This window comes from Acinetobacter sp. TR11, assembly GCF_027105035.1.
In the GTDB taxonomy this organism is placed as follows: Bacteria; Pseudomonadota; Gammaproteobacteria; order Pseudomonadales; family Moraxellaceae; genus Acinetobacter.
Map to the genome: position 1 here is coordinate 637002 of NZ_CP114256.1, position 19215 is coordinate 656216.

Consider the following 19215-nt stretch of genomic DNA (forward strand, 5'->3'; position numbering starts at 1 on the left):
TGGGTTAAATTGTTAGATAGAGTAATGCCACGAAATGAGAAGAAAAATTGTGCAGTATACTTTTAATCATGTGGCAGTTATGCCATATACCTGTAGTTAGGTCTATTCAATGAAGATCATGTGCATACCAATCTTACTTTTTATCTTAGCTACCACACCCGCTTGTGCAACTCAAAGTGCAGACTTCCACACACAGGAAGGCGACTTGCGAGAATCACTCGCTGTTAATATTTTATACCCAAGCCCTGCCATAGCATTAGCCGCTCTCAGAGCAAAACCTAACGTTACTACCGAAGAAAATGAGGAATGGTTTATTCTGAATGACAAGGCTGAGAATTCGCTTTGGAGCATTACAAAACCTAGCCATTTCGCACACCCAACGGCTGTCCTACGCCACACCTATGAGAAAGATGGGCGAATATTTATGGGTATGGACGTAAAGTGTGGGAACTCTAAGGAAAACTGCGATCGCGTTGTGCAGCAATTCATCGAGCTCAATAATAAGATTTATGACCAGTTCAATGTAAAATAGGTCTAACAAGTCGTTTTAAGATGGATACTTCAGCGTACCGCCTTAACTTCAACGTTATGGCTTATTGATAAAGATATGACATCAGATATTTTCGAAAAATTAGATAGATTTCGGATTGAAAATGATCACTTACAGCTCCATATCCATACAATTCAATTCGAAAAAGTAATGAATTAAAAAAGAAGCTCTTTCGAGCTTCTTAATGATGTTGCCACTCAACAATAAACTCCTGCTGAGCCATACGATTTAAATGGTCAATCACCACTTGTTCTAGATTTTCGACGTTGTCTTGTTGGTTTTCAATCATCACATTTAACGATTGCTCATGTGGTGTAAGCGTCACCGTTGCAGTCGGCATAAAAATTTTTGAATACTGCTCAGTCTCTGATACTTCAAATTTATGCTTCCAGTGATTGAGTAAGCGCTTACTAATTCGTTTTGCTTCATCTGTTGTAATTTGTGTCGTACTATTCATTTTTTAACTTCATATTCTGATTTCACCATTAAAAATAGCAAAATCATATGCAGTTAAAAACAGTATTCATGCAACGTGCTGTTGCAAGTTTGCAATGCTGTAATAATGACTTTGTAACAAACCTAAGTGCGATGAATTTGCTATAATCTCCAGATTATTTTCTTAGAGTTTGCCAGGTCATCCATGTCCAAGCCTTATTTAATTGCTCCTTCGATTTTATCTGCTGATTTTGCACGTTTAGGTGAAGATGTAGAAAAGGTTCTAGCTGCGGGTGCAGACGTTGTGCATTTTGATGTGATGGATAACCATTATGTACCAAACCTTACTTTTGGTGCGGGCATCTGTAAAGCATTAAAAAGCTATGGAATTAAAGCACCGATTGATGTGCATCTGATGGTTTCTCCAGTTGATCGTATGATCGGTGATTTCTTGGAAGCAGGTGCAGACATTATTACGTTCCATCCAGAAGCAACAGATCATATTGATCGTTCTTTACAACTGATTAAGGCAGGTGGTGCAAAAGCGGGTTTAGTGTTTAACCCAGCAACGCCGTTACATTATCTGGATTATGTTTTGGATAAGGTTGATCAAATCCTGTTAATGAGCGTAAACCCTGGTTTCGGTGGGCAAAAATTTATTCCAATGACCTTGGAAAAATTGCGTCAAGCGCGTCAAATTATTGATGCGAGTGGTCGTGATATTCGTTTAGAAGTTGATGGCGGTGTTGGTCCTGCAAATATCCGTGAGATTGCTGAAGCAGGCGCCGATATGTTTGTTGCAGGTTCAGCGATTTTTGGTCAACCTGACTATAAAACTGTAATTGATCAAATGCGTGCAGAATTAGCTCAAGTTGGTGCAAAAGAAATTTAGTGTTTTCATACTATTTTTCACATAAGGTTGTGGATAACTTTGTTTATAACTGAGTGGATAACCGTGTTGATAAGCAAGTGGATAAGATGTTGTTAAAATAAACAAAATGATTTAAGTTGTTTATATTCTCAACAAAAATATCAAAAAAGGACAAATTTTTGTCCTTTTTTTGTGCATTAAGTCCTTTATTTTGCTTTATTTTTGTTCATAACGTATTTTATTCTTTTCGCTTGATAAATCGGCAATCCTGTTGCTTAAATGCATGGAATTAGCATAAGTTGAACATAAAGTAGATTGTGCATAAGATAGAAAGAAATTATGCTAAGTAAATCGAATTCATTTGATGATTGATCAAAGGATATTTAGTGCAACTTCATAAAAAATACAAGCATCTATGGTTTGTATTCCTGATGATATTTTTCATCGGGGGAAGCGGTGCGTCTATTGCAGCAGTCCAAACGATTCAACTTGATCAAAAGATGCCTACAGCGCAAGTGATGCCATGTCATGATCAACAAATGACACGTCAGCATCATCAAATGGATATATCGCATGATGTAACCAATGTCGTTAAATGCCATGATGGTCAAATGCAAGATCAGCAACATTGCCCTGATTGTAATAATATTTCGCATTGTCAAACGATTAATTTTGCACTCGATCAACAAATTCCAAGCCTGTCTGTCTTACCTTTTTTTGAGCTAAACACATATAAAAATACAGCGTATCAAGCTCGTCATCTTGCAGGTCATTGGCAAGAAATTTTACGTCCTCCTAGAACCTAATCTGTCTTAGAAGCTCTTTTTCGCTTCAACGAGCGATTTAAAAATAGTTCACAGATTAGGAAAATATTATGTCCTCAAAAATATATGCTGGTGTCATTGCTGGCTTAAGTCTAATTTTTGCGCCTTATAGTTTGGCTGCAATAAAAGAATATCATCTGAACATTAATCAAGGAATGGTGAATGTCACTGGAAAACCTGTCAAACGTATTACGGTAAATGGCAAATTTATTGCACCGTTATTAGAGTTTGAGGAAGGGGATGAAGCGGTCATTCATGTGCATAATCAACTCACAGATCAAGATACGTCATTACATTGGCATGGATTACTTTTGCCCGGATTGATGGACGGTGTGCCTGGTTTTAATGGCTTTAAAAGTATTAAGCCGAATGGCAGTTTTGAGTATCGTTTTAAAGTTCGTCAAAACGGAACTTATTGGTATCACGCGCATAGTAAAGGACAGGAACAAGATGGCCTATATGGCCCTTTGGTAATTTATCCGAAAGGTAAACAACCTGTCGCGGCACATGAGAAAGCTGAGCGTGATTATGTGGTGATGTTGTCTGATTTCCATGAAACAGAAAGTGACAAGATCATGGCAAATTTGAAGAAGTCGGCTGAGTATTATCAAAACCAACGTGAAACAGTGGGCGATGTCTGGAAGCAGGTGAAACAAGACGGTTTAAAAGCAACTTGGAAAGATCGTTCGATGTGGAATCAGATGAGGATGCTTAAAACAGATTTATCTGATGTCACTGGCTATACTTTCTTAGTGAATGGGCAAACACCACAACAAAATTGGACTGCTATTTTTAACACCGATGAAAAGATTCGTTTGCGATTTATTAATGCTTCAGCGATGTCTTTTTTTGATGTACGTATTCCAAACTTAAAAATGACTGTGGTTAGTGCAGATGGTCAGCCAGTGAAACCTGTTCCTGTGGATGAGTTTCGTATTGGTACTGCAGAAACTTATGATGTATTGGTTGAACCTGAACAAGCGCATTATCAAATTGAGGCAGAGTCAATAGATCGTTCTGGTTTTGCAATTGGGTCATTGCAGAATGAACAGGTGAGCAATCCAACCTCAGTGCAAATCCCAAAATCACGGCCACGTGCTTTATTAAGTATGGAAGATATGGGCATGGATCATGGCGCGCATGATCAAATGAATATGCCGAATATGGATCATAAGCAATCACAAGTACCACATGAAAAAGTGACACCTGTACCAACATCAGAGATCACGATGGATCATCGTTCACATGCTCAAATGGGCATGTCGCAGATGGATCACACTGGACATGGTCAGATGGATATGAGCAAGATGGATCACAGTGCTCATACGCAGATGCCGATGGGGCATAGCCAGCATCAAGCGGCTGCATCTTCTATAAAAGGAAGTATTGATCATGTACAGGGTTGGGCGAATGCAGCAACGCCAGTAAACCAAAAAGCCTTAAATTATGCTGATTTGAAGTCACTGCAACCACAACCTGAAAGCTATAGTCGTCCAGCAGAGCGAGAATTGGTGATTCGTTTAGGTGGAACCATGGAGCGTTATATTTGGACGATTGATGGTAAGAAATTTAGTGATCCTGACTTCAAGCCTTTAACCGTGCGTTATGGTGAGCGTATCCGTCTCAAATTTGTGAATGAAAGTATGATGGCGCATCCAATGCATTTACATGGCATGTTTATGCAGTTGGAGAATGGTCAGGCACCGCAGGATATGCCAAATAAACATACGGTGATCGTGCCGCCGGGCAAAACTGTTACAGCTCTACTTACTGCTGATGAGCTAGGCGAATGGGCGATTCATTGTCATCTGTTGTACCACATGAGTGCGGGCATGATGAGTAAATTGATTGTCGCAAATGTCGATGACAGCAAAGTTTCACAAACTACGCCTGTTCAACCTACCCAAGGAGCGAGCCATGCACATCACTAAGCAAGCTTCTACGATGAAACGCTATACACAATTATTGGCAATGGGAGGCATGATTTCTTCTTTGAGTGTATTTGCATCTGCGCATGAGGGTCATGATCAAATGATGAAAATGGATCAGTCGGTACAACAGAATATATTGATGGAGACATCATCTCCTATTGATCATTCAGGACATCAACCTGAATTAAATCAAGTACCATCTGATATTCAACATGATGCACACGATCATCACCGTGAACACGGTGGACAAATTTATCAAGCCACAACGATTAAAAATGCGTGGGTCGTTGATGATGGTCGAGGCAGTGCCAGTACTGAGCTAAAAACATGGGTGGGAGGTGATAAAAATAAAATATTTATCAAAGCTCATATAGAAAAAGCGGAATCTGAGCAAACTCAAGCCGAAGCGATGCTGTTATATAGTCGTCATATTGCTGACTTTTGGGATGTCCAAGCAGGTGTTCGTTATCAATATCAACCTGAACAAAAGCATGATAAAAATCAATGGGACACGGTATTGGGATTACATGGTCTAGCGCCGTATTTCTTTGAAACAGAAGCCTATCTTTATGCAGGTCAAAACCAACGCTGGCAACTGAGTTTGGAAACAACACGCGATGTATTATTTACGCAAAAGTTGATTGCTCAACCTTATTTGAATGCAGATGTAATATTCAATGATGAGTCGAATTATGCAGCTAAATCTGGATTATCTAAACTTCAGATAGGCCTGCAAACGCGTTATGAAATCAGTAAAAAAATAATGCCATTTATTGATATTGCGTACACATATAATAAAGGTTTGAAACAAACCGAATTGCAATCGGCTACAGACAGTAAAAAAGGTTGGCTATATGGTTTGGGACTTACGTTAAAGTTCTGATCCTTTGTCTAAAAGGTCACTATCCTGAGATACTGTTGGTTTATACTAGCAGTATCTTTTTTGAGTCATTCATGGTGCATAAATGGCTTTAGAACAACAAGACAATTTAATAACTGATAAAGCAAATGAATCTCTAAGTCGGAGAGAAAAAACACAAAATTTGATAACTCAATTTGACGCTGTTCCACGTGATGGCAGTATGAAAGTCAGTTTTTATTATATTCCACACATGAGTAGTTTGGTGGAAGTACAACGTATTCGAAAAGCATTATTACCATTTGCAGAAATCTTAGTTGAACATAGTATTGATTTGGACACACGTCATCTAACTTTATATCATCATTGTGGAATGGATGAGGTGACAATTGCTCTAATCCGCTTGAGCTTGGGAGCGGAGTTACAACAAACTTTGTCACACTATGAACCTTTAGAAATGAATACTTTGAATACAGATACTGCAACTTTACAGGAGCACAAAGTTGAGTCACAGGATAATTATTTAAGTGTTTTAGGTCATTTTTTAATTTCATGCTTAAATCATTTAAAGCAATGGATAAAATGCTTACAGAGAAAGAAGGATAATTAAGCATGCCAAGATGGATGTATGGCGTACTAGGATTGGCTATCGCATGGGTGGTTTGGACACAGGTATTAAAACCAGCGCCAAATATTAGTCAAATGACCACTCAACAAGGCGTACAGATTAATGCATTGGAGCGTTATGAAGGTGCATTTCGTGTGCTTTCTAGAGAAGACTACAATTTAGGGCGTGAAGCTGAATTTTCGCCAATGGATATTGCTGTTGGCTGGGGAGATATGGCAAATCCGCAGATCTATAAACAAATTGATGTATCACAAAGTAATCGTTGGTATCACTGGCGTATAGATCATCAACCGCCTATTTCTTTGAGAGAAATCGAAACGCATAGTGCCAATATGCACCTGGTTCCCGCCAATGCTTATGTCGCATCTCAAATGAAAAAAATTAAAAAAGATGATTTAGTCTATTTAAAGGGTTCTTTAATCGAAATACAGGCGAAAGATGGCTGGCATTGGAAAAGCTCTTTATCCCGTGAAGATACAGGAAACGGGGCATGTGAGCTAATGCAGGTCGATCAGATTTCATGGCAGTAGATCTTAACCTTAGATAAAGCGTTTAATTTTTAAAATACTATATTGGAATCCATACATAACCTTTCACATAATCTCGAAATTTTACAGTACACTGCTTTTCCTAAGAGGACGACCTCACTTCAAAAGCATCACGTTGGGACGACCCAACTCTTGTTAAGGTTGGGTGTAAAAAATGGCATGGGCAATTTTAATTTTGGCAGGTATTTTTGAAATTATTTGGGCATATTCAATGAAGATGTCTGAGGGTTTTACCAAGCTAACGCCAAGTATCGTGACCATCATTTTTATGATTTTAAGTGTCGTATTATTGTCAATTGCAATGCGATCGTTGCCTTTGGGTACAGCCTATACGGTTTGGACTGGGATAGGTGCGATTGGATCGTTTATTGTTGGCATCATGGTTTTAAATGAACCAATGACCGCAATGCGAATGATTGCTGCAATATTAATTGTATCTGGACTAATGTTGATGAAATTGTCATCAAATTAATGGCTTAAGGAGAGGGTAATGCAACTGGTGTATATGTATATGGATTCTCCTGTGGGTGTATTAAAACTGGTTGCTCATGATCATGCATTGGTCGCCGTGATGTGGGACAATGAAGACCATAAACGAGTACGACTCGCCGAACTGATAGAGGATCGTCAACATCCGATGTTACTTCGAGTTAAAAAACAATTAGAAGAATATTTCGCAGGTCAGCGTCAGCAATTTGATTTACCTTTGGACTTTCAAGGCACAGATTTTCAACAACAAGTTTGGAAGGCTTTGTTGACCATTCCTTATGGTGAGAAGCGTAGTTATAAAGACATTGCAGTTCAGATTGGTAATGAAAAAGCGGTACGTGCTGTTGGGGCTGCCAATGGTAAGAATCCGATTTCGATTATTGCGCCGTGTCATCGGGTGATTGGTTCGAGTGGTGCTTTGGTTGGTTTTGCGGGTGGTTTGGATAAGAAGCAGATTTTACTGAGTTTAGAACAACAAATTTAGTTTTCAAAATGTAGATCGTTTGAGTGTTCACTTATCAAGAGTTAGCACAGCCATTTAGTTGAAGCATAACTTTATATGCATTGTGTATAGGCATTCTTTTACTTTTCAAAGATGAAAAGTAACAAAAATCTTTTGTTGGACAGAGGGCACATCCATGTAGCCCCTGTCCAACGGGCGGCATCCATGCCACCTCACAATAGTGACTGCTGCATGAATATCTTATTAAAATCAGACAATGAAAGTACTTTTATTTTATAAATGATCCATGTCGTTAATACTCGATTTTAATCGCCTTTTGGAATAAGCTTAAGCCTTTCATAACAAGTTGAATGGAAGTTTAAAAATGGCTGTTGGTGACGTAACAATGCCACTTATGCATGTGGTGCAGGGTGTAAAAATTGGCTCAACTGAGGCGTATGTACGTTATCCAAATCGACGAGATCTAGTCATTTTTGAATTTGCTGAAGGCTCAAACGTTGCTGGGGTGTTTACCCAAAGTGCCTTTGCTGCTGCGCCTGTTCAATTGAGTAAAAAGCATTTAGCAGAAAATACACCACGTTACTTGATTATCAACACAGGCAATGCCAATGCGGCAACAGGCACAGTCGGTTATAAAAATGCAGAAGCTACTTGTGCCAAGTTGGCTGAGTTAACTGGTGTTCATGCCAATCAGATTTTACCGTTTTCAACGGGTGTTATCGGTGAGCAATTACCAATTGAACGTTTAGTACAAGGTATTCAACCTGCACTCAATGATTTAAATGCTGATCGTTGGGCGGATGCTGCATCAGGCATTATGACCACAGATACTACGCCTAAAGGTGCTTCTGAGCAGTTTGAACTTGATGGCGTGATTTATACCATGACAGGTATCAGTAAAGGCGCAGGTATGATTCGCCCGAACATGGCGACCATGCTCAGCTTTGTTGCAACAGATGCGCCGATTTCAAAAGCATCTGTACAGCAGCTTTTGCAGACTACAGTTGAGCATTCATTTAACCGTATTACCATTGATGGTGATACCTCAACCAATGATTCTTGTATCTTTGTCGCAACTGGATTAGCAGGTGGTGTTGAGATTCAGAGCCAAGATGATGCACGTTATCAACAGGTACTTGATGTGCTTGCACGTATTATGAACCGTTTAGCGCAATTGATTGTGCGTGATGGTGAAGGTGCGACCAAGTTCATTACTGTACAGGTTGATGGTGGAGCAAACACGCAAGAGTGTTGTGATGTTGCTTATAGTGTTGCCGAGTCGCCGTTAATTAAAACTGCTTTATTCGCTTCAGATCCAAACTGGGGGCGCATTGTGATGGCAATCGGTAAGGCAGGTGTACCCAACCTCGATAGTAGTAAAGTACAAGTTTGGTTAGGTGATGTACAGATTTGCTTAGATGGTGGTGCAAACCCAGATTATACTGAAGAAGCAGGTGCAGCCGTCATGGCTGAAAAGGAAATTAGCATTCGTATTGACCTCGGTCGTGGTACAGCTAAAGACACGGTTTATACCTGTGACTTTTCTTATGACTATGTCAAAATTAATGCCGATTATCGTTCATAAATTTGCGTTATAATAAAGCCTCCACAGTGAGGCTTTTTTTATAAGCTGGTATGTGGATAGTGTGATATTAATTAAATGCTCACCAAGATACCCACGTTATAAGTTTGCAGCGATGCAAGCACGCAGGATAGAGAAGACGCTTTATGAATGATGCGAATTTAATTGCGAACGAAGCCAAAAATATTGTGCAGGCGCATTTAGATCGTTTGGGCGAGCCAAAGGACAATAGCCTTAGCCCAGAAGTGAAACAAGAAAAGTTTGCCCAAATTGCAGCTGAGTTGAAAAAGCGAAATGCAGTGCTTGTGGCTCACTATTACTGTGATCCTGAAGTGCAAGAGCTTGCCGAACTGACAGGGGGATGTGTTTCTGATTCGTTGGAAATGGCGCGCTTTGGTCGTGATCATCCTGCAACAACCCTTGTGGTGGCAGGCGTAAAGTTTATGGGCGAAACCTCTAAAATTTTATCACCTGAAAAAACAGTGTTGATGCCAACTTTAGAAGCAACCTGTTCACTTGATTTGGGTTGTCCTGTAGATGAGTTTTCAGCATTCTGTGATCAGCATCCTGATCATACCGTGGTGGTGTATGCCAATACCTCGGCGGCTGTAAAAGCACGTGCCGATTGGGTGGTGACTTCAAGTTGCGCAGTTGAGATCATTGAACATTTAGATAGTTTGGGCGAAAAAATTATTTGGGCACCTGATCAACATTTAGGTCGCTATATTCAAAAGAAAACGGGCGCTGAAATGTTGTTGTGGGATGGTGCATGTATCGTGCATGAAGAATTCCGTGCCCGTGGTATTGCGCAAATGAAAGCGCTTTATCCAGATGCAGCGGTTTTAGTTCATCCAGAGTCACCTGAATCTGTGGTGGATATTGCTGATGCGGTGGGAAGTACCTCGCAATTGATTAAAGCAGCTCAGACCTTGCCGCACAAACAAATGATCGTGGCAACGGATCGTGGCATTTTCTATAAAATGCAACAAGCAGCGCCTGATAAAGAATTATTTGAAGCACCAACCGCAGGCGAGGGGGCAACTTGTCGTTCATGTGCACATTGCCCTTGGATGGCGATGAATGAACTTGATGGTATTTTGCATGTATTACAACATGCTGATCAAGAAATACACGTTGATCCAGCCCTTGCTGAACGCGCGAAATTACCCTTAGATCGAATGTTGAACTTTAGTGCTTCTTTGAAACGCTAAAACGTTTGAAAATGCTTGTTAAATATACATTTGATAAGGATTTATTCTTTTTTTGAAAAATAGGTGTTGACGTTCTAGAGCGTCGCGCCTAGAATGCACACCGTACCGCACGATGTGCGATACGCTAAAAGCTGAAAAGAAATCGGAGCATAGCACAGCCTGGTAGTGCACCTGGTTTGGGACCAGGGGGTCGTAGGTTCGAATCCTACTGCTCCGACCATTTAAAATATGTTGAAAAACATAGTTTTAAATATCGGCGAAGTATCGTGATAGTATTATCATCGTTATGCGCCTGTAGCTCAGTTGGATAGAGCATCCGCCTTCTAAGCGGATGGTCACAGGTTCGAATCCTGTCAGGCGCGCCATTTGGCAGCTTGGTATATAGAATCAAAGTTTTGATGGTGGATGTAGCTCAGTTGGTAGAGCCCCGGATTGTGATTCCGGTTGTCGCGGGTTCGAATCCCGTCATTCACCCCAATTTCGGAGCATAGCACAGCCTGGTAGTGCACCTGGTTTGGGACCAGGGGGTCGTAGGTTCGAATCCTACTGCTCCGACCATCATCTTAAAGATGAGATAAAATACCGCTAAACAGCGGTTTTTTTACGTCTGGATTTTTATATCTTATTTTATTAAATAACTAAAAATTATTTATTCTTCTGAAATTATTTCTATCTCCAAGCTTTGATTATTTAATCAAAAGCATTTGAGTCACAATTGAACTATAGAATGCTTGATGCAGTATTTGTTTTTATAAGATAGTTTGAAGTAAGAGTTACTCAATCATTATGTTGAATATCTAAAAGTATGATCATAACTTTCTCAATCAAATTAGTTCATGAAAATTAGAAACCTAAAAATGAGAGTTGATGAATGCAAAATATTCATTATGTTTTGATTAGTATATTAGGTGGGCTAGTTGTTCCACTACAACTGGCAGTGATTAATGCCTTTCGTCATAGTAGTGGTGCAAGCCAAATACAATCTACCTTCTTTCTTTATATCGGTGGTGCAATTGCCTCGTTTGTTATTGCATTATGGATGGATGGAACGGTGAAACCACCATTTTATCAAAATACATCTTGGTGGATGTGGTTATCAGGTTTCTTGGGTTCACTTTATATTCTGTGTATGTTTGTCGCAGCACCACATATCGGTGCAACCAATACACTATTATGGATATTTTTAGGGCAAATGATTTTTGCTACCTTAATTGATCATAGTGGTTTATTAGGGATGCAAATAAAGAAAATAGATACTTTCAAATTATTTGGATTACTTTTTATTTTTATTGGTGGGTTGATTATGCTATTTGGCGAATATAGAGGTACGATCAAATAAAACATTACGGATTAGTTATTAACTCAGTTTTTATAATAATGTTTTATAAATATATTGTATATTTGATGCTGTTAATTTTTAATTTCTGAAAAATAAAATATTCATGGGGAAGTATGTTCTTTTATATTATTTTAATTCTTCTTATGCTTGCTGTAGTTACATATCTCAAATCACCGAATTTCAAGGGGAAAGTTGGTGAGTTTATGGTTTCTGAGCATGTTGCTAAGTATTTAAGTGCTGAATACGTATTACTCAATAATTGTACTCTACCTGATCAGAAAGACGGGACGACTCAAATTGATCATATTTTAATAAGCCCTTATGGTGTTTTCATCGTTGAAACTAAAAACTACACGGGATGGATTTTTGGAAATGCTCGCCAGAAGCAGTGGACACAAAAAATTTATAAGAAAAGTTATAAATTTCAAAACCCACTACATCAAAACTACAAGCATATTAAAGTATTGGAAATGGTTTTAAGTGATGTTGTTGATCCGCAGTATTTGCATTCTATTGTTGTATTTACAGCTCGAAGCGAATTTAAAACAGATATGCCTGAAAATGTCTTTCGTAGTAAAGCTTGGATTGAATACGTAAAACGTTTTGATCAACAGGTGATTAGTCCGATGAAGTTAAAAAGAATAAAATCTCGAATTGAAAAAGAAGTATTAGAGCCTTCTTGGAAGACAAATCGTTTACATGTTGAGCATTTAAAGCAAAAGCAAATAGAAAAGAAATCCACTGTATAAGTGACTGTAGAAATTGATGATTTAACTCAATCGTATTGCCAGATTTGGCTATTGTACTTTGCCCCATATCCAGTTACTTTTTATGAGGAATAATCAAGTCTGTTAGACAAGTAAACGAATATTTAGATGTGAATTTGAGCATAATCTTTTCGCATTTTGAAAGAATGAAAATAACAGGGATAGAAATGACACAAGCAGCTTTTGATTTTGTAATTATTGGTGGTGGCTCAGCAGGTTGTGTACTTGCAGGTCGGCTTTCAGAAAATCCAAATATATCAGTTTGTTTACTTGAGGCTGGTGGTGATGGCAATAGCTGGTTGGTGAATACACCATCAGCAGCAGTGATCAGTATTCCAACCAAGATTAATAACTGGGCTTTAGAAACCATTCCACAAAAAGGGCTGAATGGACGTAGAGGCTATCAACCTCGTGGAAAATGCTTAGGTGGCAGTTCTGCGATCAATGCAATGGTCTATATTCGTGGTCATCATAGTGATTATGATCATTGGGCTGCTTTAGGCAATACAGGATGGTCTTATCAGGATGTGTTGCCATACTTTATAAAATCAGAACATAACGAGCGCATTCGTAATGAATATCATGGCCAACATGGTCCACTCAATGTTAGTGAATTACGTTCGGACAATCCGTATCAGAAAACCTTTGTTGAAGCTGCGAAGCAGGTCAATTATCCACTTAATGATGACTTTAATGGCGCAGAACAAGAAGGGCTCGGTGTTTATCAGGTCACACAAAAAAATGGTGAACGTTGGAGCGCAGCACGTGGTTATCTGTTTCCTTATTTAGGTAAGCGACCAAATTTACATGTAGTTACCCAAGCTAAAGTTTCACGTATTGTGATTGAAAATGGTCATGCTGTTGGGGTGGAGTATAGCCATAAAGGACAGACAATTGTTGTTAGCGCCAATAAAGAAGTTTTACTGTCTGCGGGTGCTTTCCAATCACCACAAGTCTTGATGTTGTCGGGGATTGGCCCACGTCAAGAACTGGAAAAACATGATATCCCTGTAATTAAAGATTTGGCGGGTGTGGGTGAAAACCTGCACGATCATCCTGACTTTATTTTTGCTTATAAAACCAAGCAAATTGATGGAACTTTCGGGGTTTCGGTTGGGGGGAGTTTAGATTTAGTTAAGCAGATTGGTCGTTATCGTAAAGAACGCCGTGGTTTGATCACGACCAATTATGCCGAATGTGGTGGTTTTCTGAAAAGCCGTCCTGAATTAGATAAGCCGAATTTACAATTGCACTTTGTGATTGCAGTAGTAGATAACCATGCTCGCACGATGCATGCAGGTCATGGTATTTCATGTCATGTGTGTTTATTGAATCCGCGTGCGCGTGGTTCAGTCAAACTCAGTGGTAAAAATGTGGATGATCCATTATTGATTGATTTTAAATTCTTAGAGGATGAACAAGATCTTCAGGATATGGTCGATGGCTATAAGGTCACACAGAAGTTAATGAATGCACCTGCTTTAAGTGAAAAAATTAAAGAAGATATGTTTACAGCGAATGTGCAGTCTGATGATGAAATTCGTGAGATTTTGCGCCAACGTGTTGACACGGTCTATCACCCTGTTGGCAGTTGTAAAATGGGTGTAGATGAGATGGCTGTGGTTGATCCAGAGCTGAAAGTATATGGTATTCAGGGTTTACGTGTGATTGATGCGTCGATTATGCCAACAGTGGTGAATGGTAATACCAATGCTCCAGCGATCATGATTGCTGAAAAAGCAGTGGATATGATCCGTGAAACTTGGAAGTGAGTATATGGAGCTAAGGTTTTGCCTTAGCTCTTTTTATTTTCAGTCGGATGACGTGGTGTTTCTAACATACGTGGAAAAGTGAAATGATAATTGTCGAGTGCATAACGAAACAGTTGGGCATGGCGTTTGCCGACAATCTTTTGCTGTCCTGTTTCCTCAACTGCTCCCGCTTCTTGCATACGACGTCTAAATGATTTCTTTTCTAATGTATGACCTAAAATAATTTCATAAATTGTTTGTAATTCGGTCAGGGTAAATAATTCAGGCATGAGACTAGCAGGTAAGGCTGTATAGCGGGTTTTGTTACAAAGACGATCAAATGCTAACTGTAGTAAGTCTTTATGATCGAAAGCTAAATCAAGTTTCAAGGCTTCATTTATAGAAAGCCACTCACTCTTTTCTGTTGTTATACTTTGTTGGATTTGAAATTTATTGAAATCAATTAGGGCAAAATATAGCGAAGTGATTGACCAACCACGTGCATCACGATGCTGATTGCCGATGGTCTCAACTTGTTCAAGATAAGGGGAGTGAATCCCTGTTTTTTCAAGCAGTTTACGGTGAGCTGTTGCCATTAAGTTGGGATCGGTTTTTAAATCGACAAAGCCGCCAGGCAGTGCCCATTTCCCTTTTTCGGGGAAGTTGGAGCGTTGAATCATTAAAACCTGTAATTGACCTTTTGCCACAGAAAAAATTGCCATATCGACCGTAAACAGGGGGGTGTCGTAATCTGTTTTTTTATAGTGGGCAAGGTATTCCTTTTCGGAGGTATAGGTCATTTGGCGTTGTCTCATGGATGAGTGAATCAAGTATAAAGGTTTTTTATAGATTTGAATGAGCTGATGGTACATCCTGAGTGAAGTTCAATGTATCACTTCGAACTTCGTGCAAGATCGTTAATTGGGCGGCATCCTTGCCGCCTGTCATGATGTAGCGTAGTAAATTTAAAATTAGCAGTCTTGATATCTTTTTAGACCAATCTCTCCCGGATTTGATCAAGTGAGCATTCTCTTAGCAATTGACCATTTTCAAATACGGTTTGCAGTGCACCCATCTTCTCCTGTTCAAAACTTTGTTGATCAAATAACTCAAAACCATTCTCAGTCTGTTCAACCCGTAATAGACCTTTGGCTGATTTTTTTACACCTGAATCCGTTACAGGGTCTTTAAACAGTTCACGACCGATGCCATTGACCTGCCCCCAAGTAGCTTTTACAGCAAAACCAAAAGTATCTCGAGTTAAATAGTTGTAGGTATAACTGCCGATACCAAAGACTAGATTATTCGAAGCAAAGCCTTTGGCCTCCAAACCTTTTAAAATATTTTGCGCACGTTCTAGGGTAATCGAGTCACCATAAATCAAGCCAACCCGTTCATTCAATACCTTATAGCCTTGAGCGGTTTCTGTGCCGCCGAAAATTTCCCATAAACATTGCACTGCACCTTTATAAGCGGGACTATTTAGCTCTGCATCAGGATCGCCACAGATAATTTTCACGGGATCACCTGAATCGGGACGGAACACTACTTTAGCAAGACCGAGGGCATTCGGTTGACGTTTTAAAATCTCCGCTTTTAATTCGACACTAAACTCGGTAATCACACGCCAGAAATCCCAAGTATCTGAAACGATACTGACGATACCTGTAGGATAAAGCTCACAGATCAAACGTCTAAAGGTCTCGATTTCACTTTCTTCACTGCCCATACACATCACACTGTGTTCTGTTGCCGGTACTGAAACACCCACTACACCTGTTGCATTGTAATATTCTTCGGCATAGTCAATCGAAGCGACTGAATCTGTCCCAATAAAGCTAGTTAAGTGTCCGACTCCCGATTGAGCTGCATCATAGATGCCGCTCATGCCGCGGCTACTGAAATCATGTCCTTGAACTGGGATGAAATCTAAAGGCGCGCCCGTTTTTTCTGCATATTGTGTTAATAAACGCTTGTATTCATAAGCGATGGTTGCAGTGGTACAACTTTTCCAAAGCTCGGCACTGAGCACGGTTTCAATATAGTTGGTTAACCAAAAGAAGTTTGAATCAGTGTTGATAATGGTCAATACAGGCACTTTGATATTGACTCGGCTACCTTCTTGCAATGCTTTAATTTTTAAGGGTAAATAACCTAAATCATGCAAGGCTTCAATGTGTTCAACAGGCACAGCTCCGTCACCTAGAGAATTGTCCATACGACGTTTATAGGCCGCGACGACTTTGGCTTTGGGTTGATTAAAGAAGCCCTCGTTCCAAGTTTCAATCAAAAAATGTTTAACGAAACCTTGCAGACCAAAGAACACAATCTTGTCATCAAAATCAGGCAGCATTTTGGCTAAACGCGATGAGCGAGGCGTAAAGTTGGCATAGACGTATTCAGTTCCCACTGGATACTGACGACGGTGGTCTGCTTTATAGAAATCAATTGCATTGAGTGGGTTTATTTTAATACTCATTTTTATACTCCTCGTGCTTTTAATCTTAGTTTTGAAAGTTAATGATATTGAGTTTGGTGGGTTCTACTTGAACCAAGCTGCTACTCGTAAACACTTGATCAATCAGTCCATCGAATACGGTTAAACCTTTGCTAAAAATGCCATGCGTGACATATAAAATAATGTTTTGGCAATTTAGGCTGCGCAGTTGTTTGGCAATACCAATAAAGGTTGCACCGCCATCACAAATATCATCGGTGATCACGGCTGTTTTTCCTGTCAAATCAGGGCTATCCACCGCAGTTGTTCTAATTTTTCCAGTGCTTGGATCGCGTTTCTTTTCACAGTGAATCACTTCAATGGCTTGTTGGCGTTGCGGATTGATGCCGTTTGCAATCGCTTGGGTGCGTTGTGTTGCGCCTGCATCGGGGCAGACCAAAATCGTATTGTCGGCGGTTAAGATCTGCATCAATGCTTCACTTTGTTGAATAATCTGAATTGGTTCGATATTGATCACCTGTTGGAAGCGGGTATTTTTGCGTAATAGTTCTAGGGTCACTTGACTATGACAATCCCACACCACAATTTTTTGACGCTGTCCTGCAAATTTTTCTGTATTGCTATTCAATAATTTAGTCATTAAGTCTAGTGAAAAGGCTTGACCTTGTGTACAGATGCGGTCTTGACGTGCATAAGGAAAATAAGGGATTTCTATCGAAAGGCGCGAGCCTTGTTCAAGTATTACATTTTCCAATAGCAGATAATCCATCACGTCTGCACTGTTATTCAGTGAGGCTTTGATCTGCGTGTTTTCTTGCAGCTGATCTAATACATTTTGTTTGAGTTGAATATGACGTTCACCACCTGAAAACTGCAAAAACTCGATGGGAACATTCGCTTGAGCTGTCTTAAGTTGAATCGTCATTTTTTAACTTCTCATTTATAGTGGCTTAAAGCCAGTAAATATATATTGTCATAAAGACACTATTAAATACAAGTGCTAAATTTGATCATTTTAATGAAAATAGGAAAGTAATTTAGAAAAATAGACTCATCTATTTGAACTTAAAAGAGAATGATTTTTAACCTTTTTCATTGGGTGATTTATAAAGCTGACCTTATTCTTCTTTGATATTGATCTTTAGGTCATAGATTCTGACAATACACTTTGTCAAAATTAAAAATGAAATGCGTTAGCCAAACTGTTTTAATCAATAAAAAGTCAGAAAAGCTAACAAATGCAATAAAACAATAAGGAAAGCATCCTATGAAATCTCTGATTTGTCATAACGCTGAGTTAAAGCTAGAAGACAGTCTTCAATTAGTGCCTGCAAAAGGGCAAGTCTTACTTGAAGTGGTACGTTGTGGAATTTGTGGCTCGGATTTACATATGCAGCATCACTGTGACCATATGCATGATTTGGCAGCACGTGTAGGTTTTAATGGAGTTGCAAAATCTTCTGATAAATTAGTCTTAGGTCATGAGTTTTGCGGCAAGGTCTTAGACTATGGCCCAAAAACACGTCGTAAACTGAAAGCGGATAGTTTGGTTTGTGCGATGCCATTGTTAAATGTTGACCCGCAAGGTTATGTTCCGACGGGACTGTCGCCAAGTGCTTCGGGAGGTTATGCAGAACAAGTCTTGGTGCAATCCAGTCTGATGTTTGAAGTGCCCAATGGTTTAGACGCAGACAGTGCAGCGTTGACTGAGCCAATGGCAGTTGCTTTACATGCAGTACGTCGTAGTCGCATCAAGAAAAATGAACCAGCAATCGTGATTGGTTGTGGTCCAGTCGGTTTGGGTGTGATTATTATGCTCAAAGCGGCAGGCGTCAAAACCGTAGTTGCTAGTGATTTTTCACCGAATCGCCGTCGTTTAGCTGAGCAGTGTGGTGCAGATATCTTGATTGATCCTAAACAGCAATCTCCATTTAGTAGTTGGAAAGAGCTTGGCTTATTGGGCAATGTATCTGAAGCAATTAATATGGGGATGGGCATTTTTGATAAGGTGCAGACATTCTCATTGCCGTGGGTGAATGCTATGCGAGTGGGTGACAAACTCGGTTTATTACCTAAACGTCCCGTGATTTTTGAATGCGTGGGTGTGGCTGGCATCATGCAGCAAATTTTGGAGGGTGCGCCATTGTTCTCACGTATTGTGGGTGTTGGTGTCTGTATGCAAAGCGATAAAATTGAGCCTGCATTGGCAATTAATAAAGAATTGGAAATCCAGTATGTACTGGGCTATACACCGCTTGAGTTCCGTGACACCTTACATATGATTGCGGAAGGCAAAGTGGATTGTTCACCACTCATCACTGGTGTGGTGGGCTTGGAAGGTGTAGGGAATGCCTTTGATGCCTTACGCGATCCAGAGCAACATGCCAAAATTCTAATTGATCCAAAACGTGCTGGTTCAGAGATTCAGCTATTGGGTTGATGATGTGAATTGATACATCTATTTCGTTGTTATTATGGAGATAGATGATTAGGTCATGGATAAAATTAG

At 39.7% G+C, this 19215-nt stretch carries 19 protein-coding genes and 4 tRNA genes; 19 read left to right on the top strand and 4 right to left on the bottom strand.

Annotation, left to right across the window (positions count from 1 at the left end):
* Window positions 1-109 precede the first annotated feature (109 nt).
* Window positions 110-532: a hypothetical protein gene (locus O1450_RS03060; protein ID WP_269229653.1), complete on the top strand. Its 423-nt coding sequence runs from the start codon at window positions 110-112 to the stop codon at window positions 530-532.
* Window positions 533-731: 199 nt separating this feature from the next.
* On the opposite strand, the gene O1450_RS03065 is transcribed toward O1450_RS03060, so the two are convergent.
* Window positions 732-1007, bottom strand: a complete 276-nt coding sequence (locus O1450_RS03065) for a DUF2218 domain-containing protein (RefSeq protein ID WP_269229654.1) — start codon at window positions 1005-1007, stop codon at window positions 732-734.
* A gap of 183 nt (window positions 1008-1190) precedes the next feature.
* Here O1450_RS03065 and rpe point away from each other — a divergent pair, with 183 nt between their 5' ends.
* From rpe to O1450_RS03150, 17 genes are all read left to right on the top strand, one after another.
* Window positions 1191-1877: a ribulose-phosphate 3-epimerase gene (gene rpe, locus O1450_RS03070; protein ID WP_269229655.1), complete on the top strand. Its 687-nt coding sequence runs from the start codon at window positions 1191-1193 to the stop codon at window positions 1875-1877.
* 365 nt (window positions 1878-2242) lie between these two features.
* Window positions 2243-2662 carry a hypothetical protein gene (locus O1450_RS03075; protein ID WP_269229656.1) on the top strand — a complete coding sequence of 140 codons (420 nt, stop codon included), beginning with the start codon at window positions 2243-2245 and terminating at the stop codon, window positions 2660-2662.
* Between the two features lie 68 nt (window positions 2663-2730).
* On the top strand, window positions 2731-4611 hold the full coding sequence (locus O1450_RS03080; RefSeq protein ID WP_269229657.1) for a copper resistance system multicopper oxidase: 1881 nt from the start codon (window positions 2731-2733) through the stop codon (window positions 4609-4611).
* Window positions 4598-5494 (top strand): copper resistance protein B, encoded by an 897-nt coding sequence (locus O1450_RS03085; protein ID WP_269229658.1) that lies wholly within the window; start codon window positions 4598-4600, stop codon window positions 5492-5494. Before O1450_RS03080 ends, O1450_RS03085 begins: the two co-directional genes overlap by 14 nt.
* Before the next feature lie 82 nt (window positions 5495-5576).
* The gene (locus tag O1450_RS03090) at window positions 5577-6080 is read left to right on the top strand and encodes a cobalt transporter (protein WP_269229659.1); all 504 of its coding nucleotides are present in this window, start codon (window positions 5577-5579) and stop codon (window positions 6078-6080) included.
* A gap of 2 nt (window positions 6081-6082) precedes the next feature.
* Window positions 6083-6628, top strand: coding sequence for a hypothetical protein (locus tag O1450_RS03095; RefSeq protein WP_269229660.1), 546 nt, complete (start codon window positions 6083-6085; stop codon window positions 6626-6628).
* Between the two features lie 172 nt (window positions 6629-6800).
* The gene (locus O1450_RS03100) at window positions 6801-7118 is read left to right on the top strand and encodes a DMT family transporter (RefSeq protein ID WP_004663797.1); all 318 of its coding nucleotides are present in this window, start codon (window positions 6801-6803) and stop codon (window positions 7116-7118) included.
* An 18-nt stretch (window positions 7119-7136) separates the two neighbouring features.
* Complete coding sequence (locus tag O1450_RS03105) at window positions 7137-7619, top strand: methylated-DNA--[protein]-cysteine S-methyltransferase (RefSeq protein WP_269229661.1); 483 nt, start codon at window positions 7137-7139, stop codon at window positions 7617-7619.
* A gap of 343 nt (window positions 7620-7962) precedes the next feature.
* Entirely contained in the window at window positions 7963-9183 is a 1221-nt protein-coding gene (gene argJ, locus O1450_RS03110) for a bifunctional glutamate N-acetyltransferase/amino-acid acetyltransferase ArgJ (protein ID WP_269229662.1), read from the top strand.
* A 143-nt stretch (window positions 9184-9326) separates the two neighbouring features.
* Window positions 9327-10391 carry a quinolinate synthase NadA gene (nadA, locus tag O1450_RS03115; protein ID WP_005218157.1) on the top strand — a complete coding sequence of 355 codons (1065 nt, stop codon included), beginning with the start codon at window positions 9327-9329 and terminating at the stop codon, window positions 10389-10391.
* 143 nt (window positions 10392-10534) lie between these two features.
* Window positions 10535-10611 (top strand) — tRNA-Pro (locus O1450_RS03120).
* A gap of 68 nt (window positions 10612-10679) precedes the next feature.
* Window positions 10680-10756 (top strand) — tRNA-Arg (locus O1450_RS03125).
* A gap of 36 nt (window positions 10757-10792) precedes the next feature.
* A tRNA-His gene (locus O1450_RS03130) sits at window positions 10793-10868 on the top strand.
* Window positions 10869-10872: 4 nt separating this feature from the next.
* Window positions 10873-10949, top strand: a tRNA-Pro gene (locus O1450_RS03135).
* Window positions 10950-11262: 313 nt separating this feature from the next.
* On the top strand, window positions 11263-11730 hold the full coding sequence (locus tag O1450_RS03140; RefSeq protein ID WP_269229663.1) for a DMT family transporter: 468 nt from the start codon (window positions 11263-11265) through the stop codon (window positions 11728-11730).
* Between the two features lie 113 nt (window positions 11731-11843).
* Complete coding sequence (locus O1450_RS03145; protein ID WP_269229664.1) at window positions 11844-12479, top strand: nuclease-related domain-containing protein; 636 nt, start codon at window positions 11844-11846, stop codon at window positions 12477-12479.
* A 185-nt stretch (window positions 12480-12664) separates the two neighbouring features.
* A complete protein-coding gene (locus O1450_RS03150) occupies window positions 12665-14269 on the top strand; it encodes a GMC family oxidoreductase (protein ID WP_269229665.1) in 1605 nt (534 codons plus the stop codon).
* A 23-nt stretch (window positions 14270-14292) separates the two neighbouring features.
* Here O1450_RS03150 and ntrR read toward each other — a convergent pair whose 3' ends face one another.
* The 3 genes from ntrR to O1450_RS03165 all read right to left on the bottom strand — a co-directional run bounded on the left by ntrR (window position 14293) and on the right by O1450_RS03165 (window position 17631).
* A complete protein-coding gene (ntrR, locus tag O1450_RS03155) occupies window positions 14293-15048 on the bottom strand; it encodes an ADPR responsive transcriptional repressor NtrR (RefSeq protein WP_269229666.1) in 756 nt (251 codons plus the stop codon).
* Window positions 15049-15239: 191 nt separating this feature from the next.
* Complete coding sequence (locus O1450_RS03160) at window positions 15240-16727, bottom strand: nicotinate phosphoribosyltransferase (protein WP_269229667.1); 1488 nt, start codon at window positions 16725-16727, stop codon at window positions 15240-15242.
* A 25-nt stretch (window positions 16728-16752) separates the two neighbouring features.
* Window positions 16753-17631, bottom strand: a complete 879-nt coding sequence (locus O1450_RS03165; protein WP_269229668.1) for a phosphoribosyltransferase family protein — start codon at window positions 17629-17631, stop codon at window positions 16753-16755.
* Window positions 17632-17973: 342 nt separating this feature from the next.
* Here O1450_RS03165 and O1450_RS03170 point away from each other — a divergent pair, with 342 nt between their 5' ends.
* Window positions 17974-19146: a zinc-binding dehydrogenase gene (locus tag O1450_RS03170; protein WP_269229669.1), complete on the top strand. Its 1173-nt coding sequence runs from the start codon at window positions 17974-17976 to the stop codon at window positions 19144-19146.
* The last annotated feature ends 69 nt before the right edge of the window (window positions 19147-19215 follow it).

Bases quoted from the DNA above. Each gene is read 5' to 3' on its own strand.
- O1450_RS03090 (WP_269229659.1), top strand. From the start codon at position 5,577: ATGGCTTTAGAACAACAAGACAATTTAATAACTGATAAAGCAAATGAA.
- O1450_RS03095 (WP_269229660.1), top strand. From the start codon at position 6,083: ATGCCAAGATGGATGTATGGCGTACTAGGATTGGCTATCGCATGGGTG.
- O1450_RS03100 (WP_004663797.1), top strand. From the start codon at position 6,801: ATGGCATGGGCAATTTTAATTTTGGCAGGTATTTTTGAAATTATTTGG.
- O1450_RS03170 (WP_269229669.1), top strand. From the start codon at position 17,974: ATGAAATCTCTGATTTGTCATAACGCTGAGTTAAAGCTAGAAGACAGT.
- O1450_RS03080 (WP_269229657.1), top strand. From the start codon at position 2,731: ATGTCCTCAAAAATATATGCTGGTGTCATTGCTGGCTTAAGTCTAATT.
- O1450_RS03065 (WP_269229654.1), bottom strand. From the start codon at position 1,007: ATGAATAGTACGACACAAATTACAACAGATGAAGCAAAACGAATTAGT.
- O1450_RS03140 (WP_269229663.1), top strand. From the start codon at position 11,263: ATGCAAAATATTCATTATGTTTTGATTAGTATATTAGGTGGGCTAGTT.
- O1450_RS03105 (WP_269229661.1), top strand. From the start codon at position 7,137: ATGCAACTGGTGTATATGTATATGGATTCTCCTGTGGGTGTATTAAAA.
- ntrR (WP_269229666.1), bottom strand. From the start codon at position 15,048: ATGACCTATACCTCCGAAAAGGAATACCTTGCCCACTATAAAAAAACA.
- O1450_RS03145 (WP_269229664.1), top strand. From the start codon at position 11,844: ATGTTCTTTTATATTATTTTAATTCTTCTTATGCTTGCTGTAGTTACA.
- argJ (WP_269229662.1), top strand. From the start codon at position 7,963: ATGGCTGTTGGTGACGTAACAATGCCACTTATGCATGTGGTGCAGGGT.
- O1450_RS03160 (WP_269229667.1), bottom strand. From the start codon at position 16,727: ATGAGTATTAAAATAAACCCACTCAATGCAATTGATTTCTATAAAGCA.
- rpe (WP_269229655.1), top strand. From the start codon at position 1,191: ATGTCCAAGCCTTATTTAATTGCTCCTTCGATTTTATCTGCTGATTTT.
- O1450_RS03060 (WP_269229653.1), top strand. From the start codon at position 110: ATGAAGATCATGTGCATACCAATCTTACTTTTTATCTTAGCTACCACA.
- O1450_RS03085 (WP_269229658.1), top strand. From the start codon at position 4,598: ATGCACATCACTAAGCAAGCTTCTACGATGAAACGCTATACACAATTA.
- nadA (WP_005218157.1), top strand. From the start codon at position 9,327: ATGAATGATGCGAATTTAATTGCGAACGAAGCCAAAAATATTGTGCAG.
- O1450_RS03165 (WP_269229668.1), bottom strand. From the start codon at position 17,631: ATGACGATTCAACTTAAGACAGCTCAAGCGAATGTTCCCATCGAGTTT.
- O1450_RS03150 (WP_269229665.1), top strand. From the start codon at position 12,665: ATGACACAAGCAGCTTTTGATTTTGTAATTATTGGTGGTGGCTCAGCA.